Annotated in this window: 19 protein-coding genes; 11 read left to right on the top strand and 8 right to left on the bottom strand. The window is 66.1% G+C overall.

Features of this window, described 5'->3' with window-relative positions:
• Positions 1–8: 8 nt before the first annotated feature.
• The 3 genes from BMZ19_RS09820 to BMZ19_RS09810 all read left to right on the top strand — a co-directional run bounded on the left by BMZ19_RS09820 (position 9) and on the right by BMZ19_RS09810 (position 3,467).
• On the top strand, positions 9–641 hold the full coding sequence (locus tag BMZ19_RS09820) for a DUF7931 domain-containing protein (protein WP_090310374.1): 633 nt from the start codon (positions 9–11) through the stop codon (positions 639–641).
• Positions 638–1,450 carry a secretin N-terminal domain-containing protein gene (locus BMZ19_RS09815; RefSeq protein ID WP_090310373.1) on the top strand — a complete coding sequence of 271 codons (813 nt, stop codon included), beginning with the start codon at positions 638–640 and terminating at the stop codon, positions 1,448–1,450. The genes BMZ19_RS09820 and BMZ19_RS09815 overlap by 4 nt, the downstream gene beginning before the upstream one ends.
• Before the next feature lie 424 nt (positions 1,451–1,874).
• Entirely contained in the window at positions 1,875–3,467 is a 1,593-nt protein-coding gene (locus BMZ19_RS09810; RefSeq protein ID WP_090310371.1) for an isocitrate lyase, read from the top strand.
• Positions 3,468–3,596: 129 nt separating this feature from the next.
• Here the strand turns inward: BMZ19_RS09810 and BMZ19_RS09805 are convergent, their stop codons facing one another.
• The 7 genes from BMZ19_RS09805 to BMZ19_RS09775 all read right to left on the bottom strand — a co-directional run bounded on the left by BMZ19_RS09805 (position 3,597) and on the right by BMZ19_RS09775 (position 11,601).
• Positions 3,597–4,247, bottom strand: a complete 651-nt coding sequence (locus BMZ19_RS09805; RefSeq protein ID WP_090310369.1) for a hypothetical protein — start codon at positions 4,245–4,247, stop codon at positions 3,597–3,599.
• A 206-nt stretch (positions 4,248–4,453) separates the two neighbouring features.
• The gene (gene nudC, locus BMZ19_RS09800; protein ID WP_090310367.1) at positions 4,454–5,302 is read right to left on the bottom strand and encodes an NAD(+) diphosphatase; all 849 of its coding nucleotides are present in this window, start codon (positions 5,300–5,302) and stop codon (positions 4,454–4,456) included.
• On the bottom strand, positions 5,302–6,975 hold the full coding sequence (locus tag BMZ19_RS09795; protein WP_090310365.1) for a FimL-related protein: 1,674 nt from the start codon (positions 6,973–6,975) through the stop codon (positions 5,302–5,304). Before BMZ19_RS09795 ends, nudC begins: the two co-directional genes overlap by 1 nt.
• A 254-nt stretch (positions 6,976–7,229) precedes the next feature.
• Complete coding sequence (locus BMZ19_RS09790; protein ID WP_090310363.1) at positions 7,230–9,491, bottom strand: Orn/Lys/Arg family decarboxylase; 2,262 nt, start codon at positions 9,489–9,491, stop codon at positions 7,230–7,232.
• 83 nt (positions 9,492–9,574) lie between these two features.
• Positions 9,575–10,336, bottom strand: a complete 762-nt coding sequence (gene dnaQ / locus BMZ19_RS09785) for a DNA polymerase III subunit epsilon (RefSeq protein ID WP_090310362.1) — start codon at positions 10,334–10,336, stop codon at positions 9,575–9,577.
• Between the two features lie 48 nt (positions 10,337–10,384).
• The gene (rnhA, locus tag BMZ19_RS09780; protein WP_090310360.1) at positions 10,385–10,840 is read right to left on the bottom strand and encodes a ribonuclease HI; all 456 of its coding nucleotides are present in this window, start codon (positions 10,838–10,840) and stop codon (positions 10,385–10,387) included.
• Complete coding sequence (locus BMZ19_RS09775; RefSeq protein WP_090310358.1) at positions 10,837–11,601, bottom strand: methyltransferase domain-containing protein; 765 nt, start codon at positions 11,599–11,601, stop codon at positions 10,837–10,839. Before BMZ19_RS09775 ends, rnhA begins: the two co-directional genes overlap by 4 nt.
• Before the next feature lie 77 nt (positions 11,602–11,678).
• Between BMZ19_RS09775 and gloB the strand changes: the two genes are divergently transcribed.
• The 8 genes from gloB (at position 11,679) to fabI (ending at position 22,435) form a co-directional block, all read left to right on the top strand.
• On the top strand, positions 11,679–12,461 hold the full coding sequence (gene gloB / locus BMZ19_RS09770) for a hydroxyacylglutathione hydrolase (RefSeq protein WP_090310356.1): 783 nt from the start codon (positions 11,679–11,681) through the stop codon (positions 12,459–12,461).
• 84 nt (positions 12,462–12,545) lie between these two features.
• Complete coding sequence (locus tag BMZ19_RS09765) at positions 12,546–14,141, top strand: LysM peptidoglycan-binding domain-containing protein (RefSeq protein ID WP_090310354.1); 1,596 nt, start codon at positions 12,546–12,548, stop codon at positions 14,139–14,141.
• A gap of 103 nt (positions 14,142–14,244) precedes the next feature.
• Positions 14,245–16,074 (top strand): extracellular solute-binding protein, encoded by a 1,830-nt coding sequence (locus BMZ19_RS09760; protein ID WP_090310352.1) that lies wholly within the window; start codon positions 14,245–14,247, stop codon positions 16,072–16,074.
• Complete coding sequence (locus tag BMZ19_RS09755) at positions 16,071–17,900, top strand: extracellular solute-binding protein (RefSeq protein WP_090310350.1); 1,830 nt, start codon at positions 16,071–16,073, stop codon at positions 17,898–17,900. The genes BMZ19_RS09760 and BMZ19_RS09755 overlap by 4 nt, the downstream gene beginning before the upstream one ends.
• Positions 17,901–18,986 (top strand): microcin C ABC transporter permease YejB, encoded by a 1,086-nt coding sequence (locus tag BMZ19_RS09750; RefSeq protein WP_090310348.1) that lies wholly within the window; start codon positions 17,901–17,903, stop codon positions 18,984–18,986. It abuts the gene before it with no gap.
• A gap of 2 nt (positions 18,987–18,988) precedes the next feature.
• On the top strand, positions 18,989–20,008 hold the full coding sequence (locus BMZ19_RS09745) for an ABC transporter permease (RefSeq protein ID WP_090310346.1): 1,020 nt from the start codon (positions 18,989–18,991) through the stop codon (positions 20,006–20,008).
• 4 nt (positions 20,009–20,012) lie between these two features.
• Positions 20,013–21,620 (top strand): ABC transporter ATP-binding protein, encoded by a 1,608-nt coding sequence (locus tag BMZ19_RS09740; RefSeq protein ID WP_090310344.1) that lies wholly within the window; start codon positions 20,013–20,015, stop codon positions 21,618–21,620.
• A gap of 20 nt (positions 21,621–21,640) precedes the next feature.
• On the top strand, positions 21,641–22,435 hold the full coding sequence (gene fabI, locus BMZ19_RS09735) for an enoyl-ACP reductase FabI (protein ID WP_090310342.1): 795 nt from the start codon (positions 21,641–21,643) through the stop codon (positions 22,433–22,435).
• A gap of 192 nt (positions 22,436–22,627) precedes the next feature.
• On the opposite strand, the gene BMZ19_RS09730 is transcribed toward fabI, so the two are convergent.
• Positions 22,628–24,502, bottom strand: coding sequence for a SurA N-terminal domain-containing protein (locus tag BMZ19_RS09730; RefSeq protein ID WP_090310340.1), 1,875 nt, complete (start codon positions 24,500–24,502; stop codon positions 22,628–22,630).
• Positions 24,503–24,574 lie beyond the last annotated feature (72 nt).

Genomic DNA, 24,574 nt, shown 5'->3' with positions numbered 1-24,574 from the left:
GCCCTCCGATGAGCAACGTCCCGGAACGCGATAACGACAACGGCAACGAACTGCCCGCCCTCGACTTCCACTCTCCGGGGCGTTTTGCCATCCACAATCCGTGCACCGAGGGCGGCGAGCCGACCATTCGGCCGGAACCGGCGCCCTTCATCCTGGGCCAGCATGAGCCCATGGAGGCCGCCAGCTCCCCTGAGCTACTGCGCAGCCATGCCCTCGCCCTGCTCAACCAGGCCGGCCGCAGCTTGTGCCTGTACACGCCGGACCTGGAACCCTGGCTGTACGACCATCGCGCCATCGGTGACGCCTGCAGTCGCTTCCTGCGCGCCCATCCGCGCAACCACCTGCGCATCCTGTTGCGCGACAGCAGCCTGGCCGTGCGTAACGGCCACCGCCTGCTACGCCTCGCCCGGCAGCTGCCGAGCAACTGCCAGATCCGCAAGCTGCATCCGGACTACCCTGCCGACGACCTCGCCTACCTGCTGGCTGACGACTGCGGTCTGCTGTTACGAGCGGCGCCCCAGCTGCCAGCAGCCCAGGTCCACTACCAGGCCCGCGCACGTGTGCGCCAGTTGCAGCACCAGTTCGACCAGGCCTGGAACACCAGCCTGAGCGATCCCGACCTGCGGAGCTTCCTGCTGTGAGAGTGCGCCTGTTGCCGGTGATACTGGGTCTTCTGGGCAGCGTTGCCGTTCAGGCCGCCCCGCGCACCGAGATCCTGCCGCTGCACTATCGCAGCGCCGACGAGCTGCTGCCGCTGGTCCAGTCGCTGCTCGGCAGCGAGGGCCGCGTCAGCGCCTACGGCAACCAGCTGATCGTCAATGCCGAGCCGGACAAGCTGGCCGAACTGCAGGAGCTCCTGCAGCAGCTCGACACCCGCCCGCGCCGCCTGCTGATCAGCGTGGACAGCCAGCAGGAGCGCAGCGCCAACCGCCAGGGCTACCGGGTCGACGGCAGCATCGACGCCGGCAACGTCGAGATCATCGGAGGGCGCGGCGAGCATCATGGCCGCAACGAGGTGCGCATCATCAAGCGCAGCAGCCGCGGCACCGACAGCTCGCTGCAGCAGGTCCAGGCCACCGAAGGCTACCCGGCGCAGATCATGGTCGGCCAGAGCGTGCCGCTGACCAGCTACGGCCGCGACGACTACGGCTACCCGCGCGAGTACACCGAGTACCGCGACGTCAACCGCGGCTTCGAGGTGGTCGCCAGCGTGCAGGGCGACAGCGTCCAGCTGAGCATCCGCAGCCAGCAGGATCGCCTCGGCAACCGCTCCGGGGTGATCGACACGCAGAGCACCGATACCCGCATCAGCGGCCGCCTGGGCGAGTGGATCGACCTTGGCGGGATCAGCGAAAGCACCAGCGACCGCCACTCCGCCATCCTCTCCGGGCAAGCCGGCGGCTCCCGTCAAAACCAGGCGCTACGGCTCAAAGTCGAGCTTCTCGAGTGATCTAGAACTTTTGTAGTAGCTCTTAAAAAAAACTACAAAACCGATTGACGCCCCGCCTCTCTCCTAGCATGATGGCCTCGCTCCCGCTGACCAGAGGCCCGAAACGGCCCCCGGATCGCAGTCCAGACCACCCCTGGAATCGGTTCGTGTCAGTACCACCCACACGGCGGTGCGACAAGGTTGCGACTGGAACGAAGTTGTCCTGAGGGACGGGGAAGCACTGTTTCAACCGGCACGACCAACACGGCCCACCCGGCTGTTGTAGTCACCCCACCGGTCGTCACTACATCCCCTCCTGCGGCCTTCTGCCGAACCAGTCAGTACCTCGACGCTCTGCGGTGAGCTCTTGCAACAATACCGTCAGCACTCAGGTGTTGAATGGGAATGTCGGCGCTCAACGAACACATACATTGAAGGATTGACCATGTCCGCATACCAAAACGACATCAAGGCCATTGCCGCCCTGAAAGAACAATTCGGCAGCAGCTGGAGCGCGATCAACCCTGAGTCGGTCGCCCGCATGCGCGCTCAGAACCGCTTCAAGACCGGTCTGGAAATCGCCCAGTACACCGCCGACATCATGCGCAAGGACATGGCCGAGTACGACGCCGACTCGTCCGTCTACACCCAGTCGCTGGGCTGCTGGCACGGCTTCATCGGTCAGCAGAAGCTGATCTCGATCAAGAAGCACCTGAAGACCACCAACAAGAAGTACCTGTACCTGTCCGGCTGGATGGTTGCTGCCCTGCGTTCCGACTTCGGCCCGCTGCCGGACCAGTCGATGCACGAGAAGACCGCCGTCTCCGACCTGATCGAAGAGCTGTACACCTTCCTGCGTCAGGCCGACTCCCGCGAGCTGGACCTGCTGTTCACCGCCCTGGACGCCGCCCGCGAAGCCGGCGACACCGCCAAGGCCGCTGACATCCAGAACCAGATCGACAACTACGAAACCCACATCGTACCGATCATCGCCGACATCGACGCCGGCTTCGGCAACCCGGAAGCCACCTACCTTCTGGCCAAGCGCATGATCGAAGCAGGCGCTTGCTGCATCCAGATCGAGAACCAGGTTTCCGACGAGAAGCAGTGCGGTCACCAGGATGGCAAGGTTACCGTTCCGCACGTTGACTTCCTCGCCAAGATCGCTGCCGTTCGCTACGCCTTCCTCGAGCTGGGCATCGACAACGGCGTGATCGTTGCACGTACCGACTCCCTGGGTGCCGGCCTGACCAAGCAGATCGCCGTGACCCACCAGCCGGGCGACCTGGGCGACCAGTACAACTCCTTCCTGGATTGCGAAGAAATCACCGAAGCCGAACTGGGCAACGGCGACGTCGTGATCAAGCGTGAAGGCAAGCTGCTGCGTCCGAAGCGTCTGCCGAGCAACCTGTTCCAGTTCCGCAAGGGCACCGGCGAAGCGCGCTGCGTCCTCGACAGCATCACCTCGCTGCAGAACGGTGCCGACCTGCTGTGGATCGAAACCGAGAAGCCGCACGTTGGCCAGATCGCCGCGATGATGAACGAAGTTCGCAAGGTCATCCCGAACGCCAAGCTGGTGTACAACAACAGCCCGTCGTTCAACTGGACCCTGAACTTCCGCCAGCAAGCGTTCGACACCATGGTTGCCGCAGGCAAGGATGTTTCCGCCTACGACCGCGCCCAGCTGATGAGCGTCGAGTACGACGAAACCGAACTGGCCCAGGTCGCCGACGAGATGATCCGCACCTTCCAGCGCGATGGTTCCGCTCAAGCCGGCATCTTCCACCACCTGATCACCCTGCCGACCTACCACACCGCCGCGCTGTCCACCGACAACCTGGCCAAGGGCTACTTCGCCGAAGAAGGCATGCTGGCCTACGTGAAGGGCGTGCAGCGCCAGGAAATCCGTCAGGGCATCGCCTGCGTCAAGCACCAGAACATGGCTGGCTCCGACATCGGCGACAACCACAAGGAATACTTCGCTGGTGAAGCGGCCCTGAAGGCTGGCGGTAAAGACAACACCATGAACCAGTTCTAAGGAACCGGCTCACTCGACCGGATCCCAGGCCAGGTCGAGGCAGCAACAAAAAAACCCCAGTCGCAAGACTGGGGTTTTTCTATTGGCGCCCGGCAAAGCAAGCTGGGCCCCGGCAAAGAGGCCCCGACCTCAGCGCTGGGTCAGCGCATCCTTCGCCGCCTGGTTCTGCGGCTCGGCCAGCAGCCCCGTACTGGTCAGGCGCACCGCGTAGAGCGCGCCATCGGCCAGCGGCAGGAAGGTCACCCGTGTGCCTCGGGCATCGAACAGGAACAGATCATGCTGTCCCTCGCGCAACCAGCGCCACAGGTCGATGCCGTAGGGGCTGCTCGCCAGCACCACGCGACTCGGCTCGGCGCTGGCCTGCTGCTCCGCGGTCAGATAGCGCCCGCTCAACAACTCCAGGCGATAGCCTGGCTGCAGGCCGATCAGCGTCGCCAGCTTCTGCCAGCCGAATACCCGGGCATCCAGCTGCCACAGGTCGCCATTGAGGATCACATTGCGCTCGCGTAGGTCCTCGCGCAGGGTCACCCGGTAACGCTGGTCACCCTCGGCCTTGAAGCTCAGGGTCAGCAACGTCTCGCCCGACGACGGCAGCGGTGCATAACTGCGCAGATCGTAGGCCATGACCGCGACCAGCCCCGCCAGGGCAAGAATCGCCAGACCGCCGGTACCGCGCAGCCAGCCCAGCAACCAGCTGCGATCGAGCAGAATGCGCCCGGCGATCACCAGTACCAGAAGCGCCATCAAGGCGGCCACCCAGGCCAGTCCGTTGTATTGCATGGTGGGAATTCCCTGTTGCAGAAAGTGCCCGCATTATGCGGACGCCTCCGCCCCAGCGGCCAGCGCGAGCACCACACAATCTCTATCGGATCAAGGTTTGCAGGCCTCTGGAACGTGCGCAGGCGCCTTTCCATGGGCGCGCGCCTGCGACGGCTCTGCCTGTCCGCCCGGAGTCAATCGTGAGTGGTGCGGCGTTGACGGAGCAGCTAGCCTGGCAGCACGGGTTCGGCGGTGCCGGAACGACGCGCCAGATAGAGCTCGATCAGGTAACGGGCGATCGACCCGTGTGCCGGAAGCGGCGGCAACTGGTCGGGGGTGAACCAGCGCGCATCCTCGATTTCCTCCGGCTGCGGCACGATCTCGCCCGCCACATAGTCGGCATGGAAGCCGAGCATCAGCGAATGGGGAAATGGCCAGCTCTGGCTGGCGATGTAACGCAGATTGCCGACTTCGAGGGCGACCTCTTCACGCACTTCGCGGCGCACGCACTCCTCGATCGACTCGCCCGGCTCGACAAAACCGGCCAGGGTGCTGTAGACCCCGGCGGCAAAACGCGGCGAGCGCGCCAGCAGCAGCTCGTCGCCGCGGCTGATCAGCACGATGATGCTCGGCGACAGCCTCGGATAGTGGTGCAGCTCGCAGCTCGGGCAGGCCATCGCCCGCTCGCCGGACAGCGGTTGCAGAGGCCCTCCGCAGCTGCCGCAGAAGCGGTGCTGGCGTGCCCATGTCGCGACCTGGGCGGCGTAGCCGAGCATGCGGAAAGTCGCCAGATCACCCTCGTGCATGAACTGGCGCAAGCCTTTCCAGAAACCGCCGGGGAGCAAGTCCCCCGCGTTGTCCGCCAGCTCGAGCACGCAGACCGGCTGGCGGTTGAAATAGCCGACTCCGTGCTCGGCAAGCACCATGGGCTGGGGCAGGTGCGCCTGCAGCAAGGCCCGCGGAAAGAGGACGCCGCGGGCGTCACACAGAAATTGTTGCCGGCAATGCGCCAGCGCCCAACCTCCGGCCTGGCCGGCGTCGATGACGGCCGGTTGCCAGAGGTTGCTGCCGGTCATCAGGCGGCGACCTGCATACCCAGCGCCCGCACGCTGTCGGCCGCGAGATCGAGCACGTCCTGACGCCCCTCCGGTCGCAGGCTGGCGCCGCCCTCCAGGAAGAACTCGAGGCTGGTCAGCGCATCGGCCAGAGTCTCCAGCATCTGTTCGGAGGGGATCTGGGCATTCTCGATCATGTGCGTCTGGATGTAGCCGGCGCAGGCACCCACCAGTTCGGCGGCGCGCTCCAGACCGAGGAACCACAGGCCACCACGTACGGCCTGCAGGCTGGTCGGCACATTGGCCAGATTCAGCTTGTCGCCGCTGGATTCGAGATAGGCGGTGATCGCACGCTTGGCCAGGGCCAGACCGGCCTGCGCCTCGTCGATGACCACGATGCGCGCCTCGTCCAACTGGTGCGTGGCATAGGACTCGCCCTCGCCGCCCCTGGCGGTGGACCGTTGGCGCTGCTCGCTCTGCTCGAGCGTGGCCACCATGCTTTCCACATACAGCAGGGCATCAGCCAGACGCAGCAGCTCGTCCGCCGGCGGATTGTCGCTGCGCTCGCTCCAGGCCCCGACCATCGCCACCAGGCACTGCAGGGCGTTGCCTGCCGAACTCAGGCCGATCATGTCGAGCGTCTTGGCCAGCTTGCCGATCTGGGCATGCAGGGCCTGCTTGCTCTCGAGCTGCGCCGTGCCCCGCTCGATCAGGTCGAGGATATCTTTGACGCCGACCAGCTCGTCGCGGATCGCCAGCGACAGTGAGCGCATGACCTCCTGCCCCGGGCCGCCCAGACGTCTCGACTCCTCTTCCAGCAGATGGTCGGTGAACGGCAACGACGCCAGGCCGAAGATCCTGCGCATCTCGCTGGCGCGCTCGCCCTGGGTACCGGCCAGCGCGACCAGGTAGAGCATTTCCTTGAGCAGGCTGCGCGACGCCTCGAACTGCGGGTTGAGCAGCAACTGACGCAGGTCGCGGTCGATGCGCGCCAGCAGCTGCTTGCGTGCCTTGCTCGGGCGCATCTGCGCCTCGGCCATAGCCTCCAGGGCCGCAGCACCGATCCAGCACAGGCGCGAGCGCTCGCGGCCGCCCAGCAGATCGTCCAGTCGCCCCAGCGCCCGCGACATCAGCTTGAGGGCCGCGCTCAGATTCTGCTCGCGCAGCACGTTCATCAGGCCCAGCTGATACATCTGCCGCAGGCGGGCACCGTCGCGGTTCGCCGCACCGGGCTGGATCTCCACGTTGCGCTGCTGCGGACGCGGCTGGTCCAGACGCACGCTGAAGAAGTAGCTTTCCGGCAGGCTCGGTTGTCCCGTGGACTGGCGCAGCTCGTTGATGATCGGCAGCAGCAGCTCGGGAATTTCCTGGCGATGGATGTCGATGCCTTCCAGGTAGCGGCGCAGCACGAACAGCGCCTTGCCCAGCGCGGCCAACTGCCCGTCGCGCTCCTGACCGGCACCGGCCGGGATATCGGTGGCCAGCAGGAGGATCTCCTGGGCCAGCAGCTCGGCCCCCGCCAGCTCGATCAGTTTGAGAATTCCGCGAATCTGCTGCAGGTATTCAACCGCCTGCTGCAGCAGACTGACATTGAGTCGATCGGCGATGAACAGTTCCAGGCTCTGCTCGGCCTGTTCGATGGTCGCGAACAGCTCGCTGCGCACCAAACCAAGGGATGTGGCTCCGGTTACCATGCGCTTTGTCCGCCTCCAACGCGGTACGAATCCAGCACCCAGACTACGTCCTGTGGCCTCGCGCTGTACAAGCGGTGATCATCCTGAATACTGCTGTGAACTCTCGCCTCAAGCCATCGCGACACGGGGGCGCCTCCTGGCTGTTATTCGACTGAGCGCAGCTGACCGCTGCCCTCTTTTGGTCGGGCACTATAGCAAGCATCGGCGCAAAGGCGTATCCGACCTAAGTGACCCAGATCACGGCGCCCCCCACTTCAGGGGCAAACGCAGTCCACGCTGTAGTGCTGCGCCGCCTCTTCGAGGCCATGTTGCAGCCCGTGAACCCCGGACTCGAAGCCGGGGAACGCCTGCTCGAAATATCGGGTGAACTTCAGGTAGTCGATGATTGGCCGACTGGCTGCGCTGAACCGCTCGCCCGGCATGATCAGTGGAATTCCCGGTGGATAGGGTACCAGCATGACCGCCGCAACGCGCCCTTCCAGAGCATCCAGCGGCACCGCCTCGACTTCGCCGCGCACCAGCCGATCGTAAGCTTCGGCCGGCTTCAGCGCCAGCTCCGGCAACTGCCGGTACATCCGGCTCAGCGCCCGCGGCACCTGGTTGTCGTGGTAGCAGGCATGCAGCTGTGTGCATAGGTCACGCAATCCCATGCCGGCGTAGCGGGCGGCATCGGCTCGCGCCACCGATGGCAGCGCCTCGAGCAGCGGTGTATTGGCCGCATGCAGACGCTTGAACTCGAGTAGCTCGGTGACCAGCGTGCTCCATTTGCCCTTGGTGATGCTCATCGAGAACAACACCAGCAGCGAATACAGGCCGGTCTTCTCCACCACCACGCCGCGCTCCCAGAGGAACTTGCCGACCACCGCCGCCGGAATGCCCTGTTCCTCCAGGCTGCCATCGGCACACAGGCCGGGCATCACCAGGGTGACCTTGAGCGGATCAAGCAGCACGTAGTCCTCGGCGACCTCGCCGAAACCATGCCAGGCGGCCTGCGGTGCCAGCAACCAGTCGGCGGTCTGCACCTGCAGCGCTGACTCGACGTCGCCGGGCTGCCAGATATCGAACCACCAGTCGCCGTCCGGCAGGTGGTGGCGCAGGTTGGCCATGGCCCGGCGAAAGGCCAGCGCCTCATCGAAGCTCTCCTGGATCAGCGAACGCCCTGCCGAACCTTCCATCATCGCCGAGGCCACGTCCAGCGAGGCGAGGATGCCATACTGCGGCGAGGTGGAGGTGTGCATCATGAACGCCTCGTTGAAGCGCGCCACGTCCAGCTGACGCTGGCCGCCATCCTGCACATGGATCATCGAGGCCTGACTGAAGGCGGCCAGCAGCTTGTGGGTGGAGTGGGTGCTGAACACCAGCGGCTCGCGCCCGCCGTCCTCGCGCGAGGTGCCCATGGCGTAGCGCCCGGCATAGAAGTCGTGGAAGGCGGCATAGGCATACCAGGCCTCGTCGAAGTGCAGCACCTCGACGCTGTCGCCCAGCGCCCGCTTGATCAGCTCGGCGTTGTAGCACAGGCCGTCGTAGGTCGAGTTGGTCACCACGGCCAGCTTGACCTTCGCCTCGCGCCCCGCCGCCAGCGGACAGGCGGCGATTTTCGCGGCGATCGACTCGCGACTGAACTCCTCGAGGGGAATCGGTCCGATGATGCCCAGCTCGTTGCGCGCCGGATTGAGGTACAGCGGGATGGCGCCGGTGATGATCAGCGCATGCACCACCGACTTGTGGCAGTTGCGATCCACCAGCACCAGATCGTCGCGACCGACCATCGCCTGCCAGACGATCTTGTTCGCCGTCGAGGTGCCATTGATCACGAAGAAGGTGTGGTCGGCGCCGAAGTTGCGCGCGGCGCGGAGCTCGGCCTCAGCCAGCGGGCCGGTGTGGTCGAGCAGCGAGCCCAGTTCGGGCACCGATACCGACAGATCGGAGCGCAGGGTGTTCTCGCCGAAGAACTGGTGGAACGCCTGCCCCACCGGGCTCTTGCGATGCGCCACGCCGCCCCCGTGCCCCGGGGTATGCCAGGAATAGTGGGAGTCGGCGGTGTGCTGCACCAGCGCGCGGAAGAACGGCGGCAGCAGGGCATCGAGATAACCGCGCGCCGCCCGCGCCACCTGACGGGCGAGAAACGGCACGGTGTCCTCGAACAGGTAGAGGATGCCGCGCAGCTGGTTGAGTTCGGCCATTGCCTCGGCGGGCGCGTTTTCGATGGTGACCTGCTCGCCGAGGGCGAAGATCGGCAGCTGCGGGGCGCGCACCCGCGCCGCGCGGATCAGCTCGACCATGTCCTGCAGCAGGCGCGGATTTTCGCCGGCGCCTTCGGCGGCGACCAGGATGCAGGCCAGGCCATGTTGCGAGGAGGCGACGATGCGCCCCTCGCGGGCGCTGGCGGTGACCAGGATGGGGAAACCCTCCTGCTCCAGTTCGGCCATGATGCCGCGCACGCGCTCGCCGGCCACGCTGTCGGCCTTGATATCGCGATGGACAATCAGTACCGGAAACTTCAGATCCTTGTACATGCCCCAGCCCCCCGCAGCGGGCAGGCAGCGCCTGCCGATGCTTTCAGGGTAGTAGCTGCGGCAGGCCGGCGAAACCGCGGCACTCAGTGCAGGATCGGCGCCTCACCTTCGGCAGCCTGCTCGAGCTGCTGCCAGAGTGCCGGCGCGCCGCAGGACTTGGCCACCGCCGCCAGCCGTGCCGCGTGCTGCTCCAGCTCGGCCTGGCTGGCGCGGATCACCGGAGTGCGCGGACGATCGGCCGGCAGACGGCGGATCTCCGAAACCTGCGGCCCGTTGCCGCCCTCGCCGTCGCTGCTCTGCCCAGCCAGCGACAGGCTGGTCTGCCCGCCGGTCATCGCCAGGTAGACGTCGGCAAGAATCTCGGCATCGAGCAGCGCGCCGTGCAGGTCGCGCCCCGAGTTGTCCACACCGTAGCGCTTGCACAGGGCGTCGAGGTTGTTGCGCTGGCCCGGATGACGTTCGCGCGCCATCAGCAGGGTGTCCAGCACGCTGCAATGGTCGAGCACCTCGCCCAGCTGCGGACGGTCCTTCAGACGGGCGAATTCGTGATTGATGAAACCGATGTCGAACGCCGCGTTGTGGATGATCAGCTCGGCGCCCTTGATGAACTCGAAGAACTCGTCGACCACCTCGCGAAAGCGCGGCTTGTCGGCGAGGAACTCGTTGCTGATGCCGTGCACCGCCATCGCCCCCTCGTCGACCTCACGCTCGGGGTTGATATAGACGTGGAAATGCCGCCCGGTCAGGCGTCGACCGATCAGCTCGACGCAGCCAATCTCGATGATGCGATGCCCTTCGCGGGCCTCGAGGCCGGTGGTTTCGGTGTCAAGGACGACGAATCGCATGAAAAAGACCTGCTTGCCAATGGAGGGATTGAAGAAGTGCCGCGGCCATCACGCGCCCTGGCGGGCACCGTTGACCTCGAGCACGCCGCGGTTGGCCAACTGGTCGGCCCGCTCGTTGCCCGGGTGACCGTTATGCCCGCGTACCCAGTGCCAGTGCACCTCGTGGCGGCTGACCTGGCTGTCCAGCTCCTGCCACAGATCGGCGTTCTTGACCGGCTGGCGACTGGCGGTCTTCCAGCCACGCTTCTTCCAGTTCGGCAGCCACTCCTTGATGCCCTTCATGACATATTCGGAGTCGGTGGTCAGCTGCACCCGGCAATGCCGGTTGAGGGTTGCCAGGGCGCGGATGGCCGCGGTCAGCTCCATGCGATTGTTGGTGGTCGGCGACTCGCCCCCCCAAAGCTCGCGCTCGACGCCCTTGTAGATCAGCAGCGCGCCCCAGCCGCCGGGGCCGGGATTGCCCTTGCAGGCGCCATCGGTATAGATCTCGACACTGTCAGTCATGACTCTTTCTTGCCTGGATGACGGCCGACCTTGGCCACGGAAACCGGACGCAGCGGCGCAACTGCGGCACGCCGGGATTGCGGCAGCGGGCGCAGGCCAGCCATCAGCTTGCGGGCGGCCAGCAGGTAGACGCCGCCGCCGGGCAGCTGCAGGCTCTCGGCCCACGACTCGACGCCGCGCAAACGCGCCTGCCAGCGCGATGAGGAAAGCGGCGGACAATAGCATCCGAACCGGCGTTTCTCCAGCGCAAAGCCGAGCAGGTGCAGCCAATCGGCCAGACGGTTAGGCGCAATGCAGCGCGCGCCGGCCAGGGCATCGCCGGGCAGGAAATGGCGCAGCCCCCAGAGACTCCAGGGGTGGATACCCACCACCAGCAGATGCCCGCCGGGGCGCACGCAGCGTGCCGCCTCGCGCAGCAACTGGTGCGGCGAGACGGCGAAGTCCAGGGCATGCTGCAGCACCACCACGTCCGCGGCATGCTCGAGCACCGGCCAGGCGCCCTCCTCGCAGACGATCTCTACACCCGGCAACGGCGGACCAAGACGGATGTAATGGGTGATCTGGCGCTGCGGGGGCAGCTCGCCGGCCGAGAAGCCGTAGTGCAGCAGAAAGCTGCCGAAGTGACTGCCGAGCTGTTGCTCGAGCAAGGCCTGCTGACTGGCCAGCAGCAATCGACCCAACGGGCCGGCGAACCAGGCCTCGGCCTCCCGCTGCAGGGTCAGCCAGTCGCTGGCGATGGTGGCGCAGGGCGGCTCGTTCATGCTTCCTCCCGTCTGGCGCCAGGCACGTCTGGCGACCTAAGATGCCGGATCGACTCAGCATAACGGCTTGCCTGCTCATGATACAGATCACCGCCCTGCCCGCCTTCTCCGACAATTATATCTGGCTGCTGCAGGATGCCACGCGCCGACACTGCGCGGTGGTCGACCCCGGCGACAGCGCTCCGGTACTGGCCTGGCTGGACGAGCATCCCGGTTGGCAGCTCACCGACATCCTGGTCACCCACCACCACAACGACCACACCGGCGGCGTGCTCGCCCTCAAGGAGCACAGCGGGGCACGGGTGCTCGGCCCGGCGCTGGAGGCGATTGCGGGGCGCGATGTCGCCCTCGAGGACGGCCAGCGGGTCCGCATTCTCGACCTCGACTGGCAGGTATTCCACGTTCCCGGGCACACCGCCGGGCATGTCGCCCTGTTCGCCGAGGATGACGGCCAGCCGCTGCTGTTCTGCGGCGACACCCTGTTCTCCGCCGGCTGCGGCCGTCTGTTCGAGGGCACCGCCGCGCAGATGCACGCCTCGCTGCAACGTCTGGCCAGCCTGCCGGCGTCGACCAGCGTCTACTGCACCCACGAATATACCCAGAGCAACCTGCGCTTCGCCCTGACCGTGGAGCCGGACAATCCGGCCCTGCAACGGCGCGCTGCCGAAGTGGCGGCACTGCGTGAGCAACAGCTGCCAACCCTGCCCTCCACCCTGGCGCTGGAGCTGGCGACCAACCCCTTCCTGCGCGTGACCGAGACTACAGTCCGGGCAAATAGCGAGATCCATGCGCAACACCCTCTGGCGTCGCCCAGCGCGGTGTTTGCGGCGCTGCGCAGCTGGAAGGACAATTTCCGGTAACAATCGACCGCTGGCGAAAACTTGACCACCTCGGGGGCGGTTCCTAGAATCGCCCGACTTTTTATCTGGGAAAGTCCCTCGCCGATGCCACCACCAACGCTTCCGAGCCACGTTCCAGATGTCCTGACCCGCGCCTTGCGCCTGGTGCTGGTCAGCCTCCTGCTGGTCGTGGCCGGTTGCCAGAGCCGCGGCGGCAACGAGCCCGACAGTGATACCGAGCGCGCCGTCAGCATCGGCAAGCAGATCGAGTGGAGCAAGGATCTGCGCCAGGCCGCAGAAGAAGAGGAGCAACACGAGGACATCTGGGAGCGCATCCGCGCCGGCTACCAGTTGCAGGACCAGATCGGCACCAACCCGCGCATCGAGCGCCAGCGCTTCGGCTTCGCCAGCCGACCGGGCTCGATCCAGCAGATTGCCGAGCGCAGCGGCCCGTACATCCACTACATCGTCGAACGCCTCGAAGAAAACAACATGCCGCTGGAGCTGGCCCTGCTGCCGATGATCGAAAGCTCCTACAACCCGCTGGCCTACTCCCACGCCAATGCTGCCGGGCTCTGGCAGTTCATTCCCTCCACCGGCCGTCACTTCAACCTGCGCCAGACCAACTGGTACGACGGCCGCCGCGACATCATGGCCTCGACCAGCGCGGCGATCAGCTACCTCAAGCGCCTGCACGACATGTTCAACGGCGACTGGCTGCTCGCCCTGGCCTCCTACAATGCCGGCGAGGGAACCGTCAGCCGCGCCATCGAGAGCAACCAGCGCCGCGGCCTGCCGACCGACTACTGGAACCTGCCACTGCCCAGGGAAACCCAAGACTACGTGCCCAAGCTGCTGGCCGTATCGCAGATCATCCTCACCCCCGCCAGCTACGGCGTGAGCCTGGCGCCAATCGCCAACCAGCCTTACTTCGAGAAGGTCACCATCCGCCACCAGCTCGACCTGGCGCGGGTCGCCGCCCTGAGCGATGTCGACGAGGACGAGCTGTACCAGCTAAACCCGGCCTTCAAGCGCGGCATCACCCTCGATGGCCCGCGCCACCTGCTGGTGCCGGTGGACAAGGCCGAGGGGCTGAGCGAAAGCCTCGCCCGCCTGTCACCGGACAGCCTGGTGCAATGGCAGCGCTACCAGGTACGCAGCGGCGACAGCCTGCACGGCATCGCCAACCGCCATCACGTCACGGTCAACACCCTGCGCGACATCAACCGTCTGTCCGGCAATCGCGTGCGCGTCGGGCAAACCCTGCTGATTCCCCAGACGCCGGGGGGAGTCACGCCGCCGGGACCGTTGTATGAACGCAGCCAGCCGACACTGGCCGCCAAGGCCAGCCCCCCTGCAGCCAAGACACGCAGCTACCGGGTACGCCGCGGCGACAGCCTGTGGGAGATCGCCAAGCGCCACAACGTCACCCTCGCCGACCTGCAACGCTGGAACGGCCTCAAGGGCAAGTCCCTGCGGGCCGGCCAGGTGCTGACCCTGCACAGCGCCGGCAGCTCCCAGGTCAAGACGACTGGCCAGCGTTCGGCGGTCACCTACTACAAGGTGCGCCGTGGCGACTCGCTGTCCGCGATTGCCCAGCGCTTTGCCGTGCGCACCCAGCACCTCAAGCAGTGGAATCCCTCCCTCGGCCGCACGCTCAAGGCCGGCCAAACGCTGACCCTCCATCTCAAGCGCCGCTGAGTGTTCCCCGGGGCGGCCCGGAGCCACCCTTTTTCCAGCCGATACAAGCTGTTACTGTAGCTTTCTCAACCTACAACACTGCCACGGACCGGACCCTCGTCTGATGAGTCGTCTCCTCGCCCTGCTGCTCGGTCTGGCTGCCTGCCTGCCCGCTGGCGCCGCCATCACGGAACGCCACGGCTACGCCCAATTCGGTTCGCTCAAGTACCCGGCCAACTTCAGCCATTTCGACTGGGTCAACCCCGACGCGCCCAAGGGCGGCAGCGTGCGATTGATGGCCTCCGGCACCTTCGACACCCTCAACCCCTACACCCTCAAGGGCACCAGCCCGGCCGGTACCGGCAACTTCCTGCAGTACGGCGTCTCCGAACTGAATGCCCCGCTGATGGCCGGCACCGGCGCCTACGATCCGTCGGGTGACGAGCCGACCTCCAGCTACGGCCTGATCGCCTCCTCGGTGGAGTACAGCAAGGACCGCAGCTGGGTGGTGTTCAATCTGCGCCCCGAGGCGCGCTTCCACGACGACAAGCCGATCACCGCCTACGACGTGGCCTTCTCCTACCGCCTGCTCAGCCGCGACGGCCATCCGCACTACCGCACCGCCCTCCAGGAAGTCCAGCGAGTCGACATTCTCAACCGCCACCGGGTGCGCTTCGTGTTCAAGCGCAGCGGCAATCCGCTGCTGATCCTGCGCCTCGGCGAGCTGCCGGTGCTGCCGCAGCACTACTGGAGCAAGCGCGACTTCAAGGCCACCAGCTACGAGCCGCCGCTGGGCAGCGGCCCGTACCGCATCACCCAGGTGGTACCGGGGCGTCGTGTGGTGTTCGAACGGGTGAAGAACTGGTGGGGCAAGGACCTGCCGGTCAACCGCGGCAAGTACAATTTCGACCGCGTCGAGGTGGAGTTCTACCGCGACAACCATGTCGCCTTCGAGGCCTTCAAGGCCGGTGAGTTCGACTTCTACATCGAGAACCAGGCGAAGAACTGGGCCAACGGCTACAACATCCCGGCCGTAGAGCGCGGCGACATCGTCAAGGCCGAGATCCCCCACCAGATCCCGACCCAGACCCAGGCGCTGTTCATGAACAGCCGCCGCGCCCATTTCGCCGACGCCCGGGTGCGCGAGGCCATGGGCCTGCTGTTCGATTTCGAGTGGAGCAACCGCACGCTGTTCAACAACGCCTACAGCCGGGCGACCAGCTACTACCCCAACAGCGAGTTCGCCGCCCGCGACATCCCGCAGGGCGAGGAGTGGCTGCTGCTTTCCCCCTTCCGCGAGCAGCTGCCGAGCGAACTGTTCAGCAAGGCGCCGCAGATGCCGCAGACCGACGGCAGCGGCCTGCCGCGCGAAACCCTGCGCCGCGCCCTCGACCTGCTCGCCCAGGCCGGCTGGAAATCCTCCGGCGGTCGCCTGCTCAACAGTCGCGGCCAGCCGCTGCGCTTCGAGATCCTGCTGGTCAACCCGAGCCTCGAGCGCATCCTCCAGCCCTACCGCGACAACCTCGCGCGCATCGGCGTGGAGGCCAGCCTGCGCACCGTCGATCGTGCCCAGTACAAGCAGCGCATCGACGGCTTCGACTACGACATGGTGCTGATGACCCTGCCGCAGACGCTGAGCCCCGGCCTTGAGCAGTGGCAATACTTCCACTCCAGCCAGGTCCACGTGCGCGGCAGCAAGAACTACGCCGGGATCAGCCACCCGGTGGTCGACGCGCTGCTCGACAAGCTGCTCGCCGCGCAGACCCGCAACCAGCAGGTGGCCGCCACCCGCGCCCTCGACCGGGTGCTGCTCTCCCAGCACTACAGCATCCCCAACTGGTACAGCGACCACCACCGGGTCGCCTGGCGCAACCGTTTCGACCACCTCAGCACACCGCCCTACACCCTCGGCCTGCGCGCCTGGTGGCTCAAGACCCCGGAGGCTTCCCGATGACCGTCTTCCTGCGCCGCACCCGCCTGCTCGCCGGCTGCGCCCTGCTGTTCGGTGTGGCCCTGAATGCCGCGGCCGCCGCCAAACATGCGCTGACCCTGTACGACGAGGCGCCGAAGTACCCGGCCAACTTCCAGCACTTCGCCTACGTCAACCCGGACGCGCCCAAGGGCGGCACCCTGCGCCAGGCCGGCTTCGGCGGCTTCGACAGCCTCAACCCGTTCATCAACAAGGGCGTCGCCGCCGACGAGATCGGTCTGGTCTACGACACCCTGACCCGACGCAGCCTCGACGAGCCGTTCACCGAGTACGGCCTGCTGGCCGAGAAGATCGAGAAGGCTGCGGACAACCGCTGGGTGCGCTTCACCCTGCGCCCCGAGGCGCGCTTCCACGATGGACAGCCGGTGACCGCCGCCGACGTAGTATTCACCTTCGACACCCTGATGAAAGACGGCGCCCCGCAGTACCGCGCCTACTACGCCGACGTCGAGAAGGCCATGGCCGAGGGCGAGCGCACGGTGCGCTTCGACTTCCGCCAGGCGGGCAACCGCGAGCTGCCGCTGATCGTCGGCCAGCTGCCGGTGTTGCCCAAGCACGCCTGGGAGGGTCGCGAGTTCGCCCGCACCAGCCTGGAGCCACCGCTGGGCAGCGGCCCCTACCAGGTCGCCGAAGTACAGGCCGGGCGCAGCATCCGCTACGAGCGGGTCAAGGACTGGTGGGGCAAGGACCTGCCGGTCAACCGCGGCCAGTACAACTTCGACAGCCTGACGGTCGACTACTACCGCGACAACACCGTGGCCCTCGAAGCCCTCAAGGCCGGGCAATTCGACTTCTGGGTGGAAAGCAGCGCGAAGAACTGGGCCACCGCCTACGACTCGCCGGCGGTCAAGGACGGCCGGCTGATCAAGGAGGAGATCGCCAACCACAATCCGGCCGGCATGCAGGGCTTCATCTTCAACCTGCGCCGCCCGCAGTTCCAGGATGCCCGCGTACGCGAAGCGCTGGGCCTGCTGTTCGACTTCGAGTGGACCAACCGCCAGCTATTCCACGGCGCCTACGTGCGCACCGGCAGCTACTTCGAGAACTCCGAGCTGGCCGCCAGCGGCCTGCCCTCGCCCGCCGAGCTGAAGCTGCTCGAACCCTGGCGCGCACAGCTGCCGGCCCAGGTGTTCAGCGAGCAATACCAGCCGCCGAAGAGCGACGGCAGCGGGGTGATCCGCGAGCAGCGCCGGCGTGCCTTCGAGCTACTGCAACAGGCCGGCTGGCGCCTGGAGCAGGACCGCATGCTGGATCGCGAGGGCAAGCCGGTGGTGATCGAGTTCCTCCTCGCCCAGATCGAGTTCGAGCGCGTGCTGCTGCCGTTCAAGCGCAACCTGGCCAGCCTCGGCATCGAGCTGCAGATCCGCCGCGCCGACGTCTCGCAGTACATCAACCGCCTGCGCTCGCGGGACTTCGACCTGATCGTCGGCGGTTTCAGCCAGTCCAGCTCGCCAGGCAACGAGCAGCGAGAATATTGGCACTCCAGCAGCGCCGACAACCCCGGCAGCCGCAACCTGATCGGCCTCAAGGACCCGGCCATCGACGCCCTGGTCGAAGGCCTGATCAAGGCCGACAGCCGGCAGAGCCTGATCGACCACACCCGCGCGCTGGACCGCGTGCTGCTGTGGGGCCACTACGTGATCCCCAACTGGCATATCAAGACCTGGCGGGTGGCGCGCTGGGACCGCCTCGAGCATCCGCCGGTGGCGCCGCTGTACGACATCGGCCTGTACACCTGGTGGGCCAGGCCGGATGCCGGCGCGCCGGTCGCGGCCGGGGAGTCACGCTGAATGCTGGCCTACATCTTCCGCCGCCTGCTGCTGATCGTGCCGACCCTGTTCGGCATCCTGCTGATCAACTTCATCATCATCCAGGCCGCCCCCGGTGGTCCGGTGGAGCAGATGATCGCCAAGCTCGAAGGCTTCGATGCCGCCGCTGGCGGCGCCACCGGGCGCATCGCCGGCGGCGGGGCCGAGGTCGCCGCGGCCGGCAATGCCTATCGTGGTGCCCAGGGTCTGGATCCCGAACTGGTCAAGGAGATCGAGCGCATGTACGGCTTCGACAAGCCGGCCAGCGAGCGCTTCTGGATCATGATCAAGAACTACCTGCACTTCGACTTCGGGCAGAGCTTCTTCCGCGACGCTACGGTCACCGAGCTGATCATCGAGAAGATGCCGGTGTCCATCTCGCTCGGCCTGTGGAGCACGCTGATCATGTACCTGGTGTCGATCCCGCTGGGCATCGCCAAGGCCATGCGGCACGGCAGCACCTTCGACGTATGGACCAGCACCGCGATCATCGTCGGCTACGCCATCCCCGCCTTCCTGTTCGCCATCCTCCTGATCGTACTGTTCGCCGGCGGTAGCTACTTCGACTGGTTCCCCCTGCGCGGGCTGACCTCGAACAACTTCGACGAACTGAGCCTGTGGGGCAAGATCACCGACTACTTCTGGCACCTGGCGCTGCCGGTGACTGCCTTGGTGATCGGCAACTTCGCCACCCTGACCCTGCTGACCAAGAACAGCTTCCTCGACGAGATCGGCAAGCAGTATGTGGTCACCGCCCGCGCCAAGGGCTTGTCGGAGAACCGCGTGCTCTACGGCCACGTATTCCGCAACGCCATGCTGATCATCATCGCCGGCTTTCCCTCGGCGTTCATCGGCCTGTTCTTCACCGGCTCCCTGCTGATCGAGGTGATCTTCTCCCTCGACGGCCTCGGCCTGATGAGCTTCGAATCGGCGATCAACCGCGACTATCCGGTGGTGTTCGGCACCCTGTTCATCTTCACCCTGCTGGGACTGATCGTGAAACTGATCGGCGACCTCACCTACACCCTGGTCGATCCGCGCATCCACTTCGAAAGCCGGGAGGGCTGAGCATGGCCCTCTCGCCCATCAACCAGCGCCGCTTCGCGCTGTTCAAGGCGCACAAGCGCGGCTGGTACGCGCTGTGGCTGTTCCTCGGTCTGTTCGTCCTCAGCCTCGGCGCAGAACTGATCGCCAACGACAAGCCGCTGCTGGTCAGCTTCGATGGCCAGTTGTACGTGCCGGTGGTCACGCGCTACCCGGAAACCGCCTTCGGCGGCGAGTTCCCCCTGGAGGCCGACTACAAGAGCCCGTATATGCGCGAGCTGATCGAATCGAAGAACGGCTGGATGCTCTGGCCGCCGATTCCCTACAGCTACGACAGCATCAACTACGAACTCAAGGTGCCGGCCCCCGCGCCGCCCTCGGCGGACAACTGGTTGGGCACCGACGACCAGGGCCGCGACGTGCTGGCGCGGGTCATCTACGGCTTTCGCATCTCGGTGCTGTTCGCCCTGACCCTGACCCTGCTCAGCTCGATCATCGGCGTCGCCGCCGGCGCCCTGCAGGGCTTCTACGGCGGCTGGGTCGACCTGGTCGGCCAGCGCTTCCTGGAGATCTGGTCGGGCCTGCCGGTGCTCTACCTGCTGATCATCCTCGCCAGCTTTGTCGAACCGAACTTCTGGTGGCTGCTGGGCATCATGCTGCTGTTCTCGTGGATGAGCCTGGTCGACGTGGTGCGCGCCGAGTTCCTGCGCGGGCGCAATCTCGAGTACGTGCGCGCCGCCCGCGCCCTAGGCATGGGCAACGGCGCGATCATGTACCGGCATATCCTGCCCAACGCCATGGTCTCGACCATGACCTTCATGCCGTTCATTCTCACCGGGGCCATCGGCACCCTCACCGCGCTGGACTTCCTCGGTTTCGGCCTGCCGCCCGGCTCGCCGTCGCTGGGCGAACTGGTCGCCCAGGGCAAGTCCAACCTGCAGGCGCCGTGGCTGGGCATCAGCGCCTTCGCCGTGCTGGCGCTGATGCTGACCCTGCTGGTATTCATCGGCGAGGCCGCGCGCGATGCCTTCGACCCGAGGAAGTGAGGCCATGAGCAAACCCCTGATCGAGATCCGCGACCTGCAGGTGGCCTTCAGCCATGGCGGCGTGCCGCAGACCGTGGTGCATGGCGTCAGCTTCGACATCCATCCGGGCGAAACACTGGCGCTGGTCGGCGAGAGCGGCTCGGGCAAGTCGGTGACCGCCCATTCGATCCTGCGCCTGCTGCCCTACCCGCAGGCCAGCCATCCGCACGGTAGCATCCACTACGGCGGCGAGGACCTGCTCAAGCTGCCGGAGCGGCGCCTGCGCGGCATCCGCGGCAACCGTATCGCCATGGTTTTCCAGGAGCCGATGACCTCACTCAACCCGCTGCATACGGTGGAAAAGCAGATCGCCGAAGTGCTGGCCCTGCACAAGGGCCTGACCGGCGCCGCAGCGCGGGCACGGGTACTGGAGCTGCTTGAGCTGGTCGGCATCCGCGAGCCGGCCAAGCGCCTGCGCAACTATCCCCACGAGCTGTCCGGAGGCCAGCGCCAGCGGGTGATGATCGCCATGGCCCTGGCCAACGAGCCGGAAATCCTCATCGCCGACGAGCCGACCACCGCGCTGGACGTCACCGTGCAGCTGAAGATCCTCGAGCTGCTCAAGGAGCTGCAGGCGCGCCTGGGCATGGCCATGCTGCTGATCACCCACGATCTCAACCTGGTGCGGCGCATCGCCCACCGGGTATGTGTCATGCAGCGCGGCCGCATCGTCGAACAGGCCGAGTGCGAGCAGTTGTTCCACGCCCCGCAGCATCCCTACACTCAGGAACTGCTCAGCGCCGACCCCAGTGGCGGCCCGGCGGACAATGCCCCCGGCAAGCCGCTGCTCGAGGTCGACGACCTGCGCGTGTGGTTCCCGATCAAGAAGGGCCTGCTGCGCCGCACCATCGATCACGTCAAGGCGGTCGACGGGGTCAACTTCCGCCTGGCCCAGGGGCAAACCCTGGGCATCGTCGGCGAGAGCGGCTCGGGCAAGTCCACCCTGGGCCTGGCGATCCTGCGCCTGATCGGCAGTAGCGGCGGGATCCGTTTCGATGGCCAGGGCCTCGACGGACTCGACCAGCAGGCAGTACGCCCACTGCGCCGACAGATGCAGGTGGTGTTCCAGGACCCGTTCGGCAGCCTGAGTCCACGCATGTCGGTGAGCCAGATCATCGGCGAGGGCCTGGAAATCCATGGCATCGGCACACCAGCCGAGCGCGAACGGGCCATTATTGACGTATTGGGCGAGGTAGGCCTGGATCCGGAGACCCGCCACCGCTACCCTCACGAGTTTTCCGGCGGCCAGCGCCAGCGCATCGCCATCGCCCGCGCCCTGGTGCTGCGCCCACAGCTGATCCTGCTCGACGAGCCGACCTCGGCCCTCGACCGCACGGTGCAGCGCCAGGTGGTGGAGCTGCTGCGCAGCCTGCAGCACAAGTACAATCTGACCTATCTGTTCATCAGCCATGACTTGGCTGTGGTCCGCGCCCTGAGCCATCAACTGATGGTGATCAGGCACGGCAAGGTGGTCGAACAGGGTGAGGCCCGCACGATTTTCCACGCGCCGCAGCACCCCTATACCCAGCAGCTGCTCGAAGCCGCCTTCATGGCTCCGGGCGCTGCCGATTAACCAGAAAGAGGAAGTACACAATGGGTTTTCTCACCGGTAAGCGCGTGCTGATCGTCGGCGTCGCCAGCAAGCTGTCCATCGCCTCCGGCATCGCCGCCGCGATGCACCGCGAGGGTGCGGAACTGGCCTTCACCTACCAGAACGACAAGCTCAAGGGCCGCGTCGAAGAGTTCGCCGCAGGCTGGGGCTCCAGCGCCGACCTGTGCTTCCCTTGCGACGTGGCCAACGATGACGACATCGCCCGCGTGTTCGAGGAACTGGCCAAGAAGTGGGATGGTCTGGACTGCATCGTCCACTCGGTCGGCTTCGCTCCGGGCGACCAGCTGAACGGCGACTTTACCGAAGTCACCACTCGTGAAGGCTTCAAGATCGCTCACGACATCAGCGCCTACAGCTTCGTCGCCCTGGCCAAGGCCGGCCGCGAGATGATGAAGGGTCGCAATGGCAGCCTGCTGACCCTGTCCTACCTGGGTGCCGAGCGCACCATGCCCAACTACAACGTCATGGGCATGGCCAAGGCCAGCCTGGAGGCCGGCGTGCGCTACCTGGCCGGCAGCCTCGGCCCGGAAGGCACCCGCGTCAACTGCATCTCCGCCGGCCCGATCCGCACCCTGGCCGCCTCCGGCATCGCCAGCTTCCGCAAGATGCTGGCCGCCAACGAGCGCCAGACTCCGCTGCGCCGCAACGTCACCATCGACGAAGTCGGCAACGCCGGTGCCTTCCTGTGCTCCGACCTGGCCTCGGGCATCAGCGGTGAAATCATGTACGTCGACGGTGGCTTCAATACCACCGCCATGGGCTCGCTGGAAGACTAAGCGGCCCACACCGACCCGCCGCCGTGCGGGTCGGTTTCCCTCCCCGGCCGTCCGGCCACTCCCGCGCTTCACCTCTCCCCCGTCCTACTGCGCCGTAGCGCACCCGCACAAACAGCCCCATAAAGCTGCGCGCCGCAAAGCACAACGCCCCCAGATGGAGGCGTTGGCGGTGTCATTGCTGCGTGGAAGCGATCAGAATCGCTCGATCTGCGCCTCGGCTTGCAGCTGACGCTGGAAGGCCAGGAAGTCCTGCTGGCCGCTGCGCGAGGCCAGGAAGCGGCGATACATCGCCAGCTCTTCTGCCGACAGCTCAGCCTCGCTGCTGCTCACGCCATTCAGGCGCAGGACCAGATAGTCGCCATTGCCCAGCGACAGTCCGGCAAAGCCCGGCTTGTCGGCAGCCGCCGGCCGCGGCATGCGGAACAGTGCCTGCAGAACCTGCGGATCGACATTCTCCTGGCTGCGCGAGGCCGCCTCGGTCACCTGCCAGGCTTCGCCCGACTCGGCCTGGATCACCGGGGTCTTGCCCGCACGCAGATCGGCCAGCAACGCCTCGCCGCGCACTTTCGCCGCTGCGGCAGCCTGCTCCTGACGGATGCGTTCACGCAGGCGCTCGGCCAGTTGCTCCAGAGGCTGCTGCTCAGGCTTGCGATGCTCCTTGACCCGCAGTACCACCACGGTGTCAGGATCCAGCTCGAGGACGCTGCTGTTGGCGCCGTCGGTCAGCACTTCGGGACTGAAGGCAGCCTGCAGCACCTGGCGATTGGCCGCGATGCCTTCGCCACCCTCACGGCCGAACGGTGCAGCCTGCTTGACCTCGAGACCCAGCTCCTGGGCCGGCTGGGCCAGGTCGGCGGATTCGAAGGCGGCGTCCTCCAGCTGCTTGCTCACCTCGACGAAGCGCTGCTCGACCTGCTGGGCCTTGAGGTCATGCTCGAGCTGCGGGCGCAGGCTCGCCAGCGTGGGCACTTCGGCCGCCTGCACGTCGTCCAGGCGGATCAGGTGCCAGCCGAACTCGCTTTTCACCGGAGCCGACAGCTCGCCGACCTTGAGGGCGAACAGGGCCGCCTCGAACGCCGGATCGTAGACGCCCGCCGCGGCGAAACCGAGGTCGCCGCCATTGGCGGACGAGCCGAGGTCGCTGGAGAACTCCTTGGCCAGGGCCGCGAAGTCCTCACCCTTTTCGATGCGCTGGCGCAGCTCTTCGAGCTTGGCCTTGGCCTGCTCGTCGCTCAGCTTGTCGCCGGTTTCCAGAAGGATGTGCGAAGCCCGGCGCTGCTCACCGAGATTGGCAATTTCCTTCTCGTACGCCGCCTGGATCTCCTCGTCGGAGACCTCGACCTGGTCGAAGAAGACATCCTTCTTCAGCTCGATGTACTCGATCAGCACCTGCTCGGGGGTCATGAACTCGCTGGCATGCTCGTCGTAGTAGGCCTTGACCTGCTGCTCGGAGACTTCGATCTGCTCCGGTCGAGCCTTGATCGCCAAGGTGGCGAAATCGCGGGTCTGCCGTTCGAGGGCGGCAAAGCTGCGGACTTCCTGATCGGTGACAAAGCCGCTGCCTGCCAGACCGGCACGCAGCTGGCCAATGAGCATTTCCTGCTCCAGCAGCGTGCGGAACTGCTGGCGGCTGTAGCCCATCTGACGGATCACCTGATCGAAGCGGTCGGGATCGAACTTGCCATCCTGCTGGAACTCGGGGGTGAGCAGGATCAGCTGGTCGAGGGCCTGCTGGGAAAAGCCGAAACCCGCATCGCCGGCGCTCTGCAACAGCAGCTTGCGATCGATCAGGGCCTTCAGAGCACCCTCGCGCAGCAACTTGTCGTCCAGCAGCGACGCATCGAACTGGCTGCCCAGTTGCTGGGCCAGCTGGCGGCGCTGCATGTCCACGGCGCGGTTCAGTTCATCTTTGCTGACGCTCTCGCCGTTGACTTCGGCGGCGTCCTGGTTGTTGTTCGCGGCGCTCATGATCGCATCGAAGCCGGTCAACGCCATGAGCACGATGATCACGCCAATGATGGTCTTGGCGATCCAGCCCTGCGAGTTGTCCCTGATATTTTGAAGCATGCAGCCCCCAAACGCGGCCGGCACCCTGCCCAGGCAGGCATCCGGCGTGGGTTATGGCAGTGAAGATAAAAG

Source organism: Pseudomonas linyingensis (assembly GCF_900109175.1).
Classification (GTDB): domain Bacteria; phylum Pseudomonadota; class Gammaproteobacteria; order Pseudomonadales; family Pseudomonadaceae; genus Geopseudomonas; species Geopseudomonas linyingensis.
The sequence above is the reverse complement of the archived record's forward strand: the minus strand, read 5'-3'. Positions and strand labels throughout refer to the sequence as shown.

What these genes read in the sequence shown, in the direction of transcription:
- dnaQ (WP_090310362.1), bottom strand. Translation starts at nt 10,336, where the DNA reads ATGCGATTCGTCGTCCTTGACACCGAAACCACCGGCCTCGAGGCCCGC.
- BMZ19_RS09790 (WP_090310363.1), bottom strand. Translation starts at nt 9,491, where the DNA reads ATGTACAAGGATCTGAAGTTTCCGGTACTGATTGTCCATCGCGATATC.
- fabI (WP_090310342.1), top strand. Translation starts at nt 21,641, where the DNA reads ATGGGTTTTCTCACCGGTAAGCGCGTGCTGATCGTCGGCGTCGCCAGC.
- BMZ19_RS09750 (WP_090310348.1), top strand. Translation starts at nt 17,901, where the DNA reads ATGCTGGCCTACATCTTCCGCCGCCTGCTGCTGATCGTGCCGACCCTG.
- gloB (WP_090310356.1), top strand. Translation starts at nt 11,679, where the DNA reads ATGATACAGATCACCGCCCTGCCCGCCTTCTCCGACAATTATATCTGG.
- nudC (WP_090310367.1), bottom strand. Translation starts at nt 5,302, where the DNA reads ATGACCGGCAGCAACCTCTGGCAACCGGCCGTCATCGACGCCGGCCAG.
- BMZ19_RS09765 (WP_090310354.1), top strand. Translation starts at nt 12,546, where the DNA reads ATGCCACCACCAACGCTTCCGAGCCACGTTCCAGATGTCCTGACCCGC.
- BMZ19_RS09775 (WP_090310358.1), bottom strand. Translation starts at nt 11,601, where the DNA reads ATGAACGAGCCGCCCTGCGCCACCATCGCCAGCGACTGGCTGACCCTG.
- BMZ19_RS09805 (WP_090310369.1), bottom strand. Translation starts at nt 4,247, where the DNA reads ATGCAATACAACGGACTGGCCTGGGTGGCCGCCTTGATGGCGCTTCTG.
- BMZ19_RS09820 (WP_090310374.1), top strand. Translation starts at nt 9, where the DNA reads ATGAGCAACGTCCCGGAACGCGATAACGACAACGGCAACGAACTGCCC.
- BMZ19_RS09810 (WP_090310371.1), top strand. Translation starts at nt 1,875, where the DNA reads ATGTCCGCATACCAAAACGACATCAAGGCCATTGCCGCCCTGAAAGAA.
- BMZ19_RS09730 (WP_090310340.1), bottom strand. Translation starts at nt 24,502, where the DNA reads ATGCTTCAAAATATCAGGGACAACTCGCAGGGCTGGATCGCCAAGACC.
- rnhA (WP_090310360.1), bottom strand. Translation starts at nt 10,840, where the DNA reads ATGACTGACAGTGTCGAGATCTATACCGATGGCGCCTGCAAGGGCAAT.
- BMZ19_RS09740 (WP_090310344.1), top strand. Translation starts at nt 20,013, where the DNA reads ATGAGCAAACCCCTGATCGAGATCCGCGACCTGCAGGTGGCCTTCAGC.
- BMZ19_RS09755 (WP_090310350.1), top strand. Translation starts at nt 16,071, where the DNA reads ATGACCGTCTTCCTGCGCCGCACCCGCCTGCTCGCCGGCTGCGCCCTG.
- BMZ19_RS09795 (WP_090310365.1), bottom strand. Translation starts at nt 6,975, where the DNA reads ATGGTAACCGGAGCCACATCCCTTGGTTTGGTGCGCAGCGAGCTGTTC.
- BMZ19_RS09760 (WP_090310352.1), top strand. Translation starts at nt 14,245, where the DNA reads ATGAGTCGTCTCCTCGCCCTGCTGCTCGGTCTGGCTGCCTGCCTGCCC.
- BMZ19_RS09745 (WP_090310346.1), top strand. Translation starts at nt 18,989, where the DNA reads ATGGCCCTCTCGCCCATCAACCAGCGCCGCTTCGCGCTGTTCAAGGCG.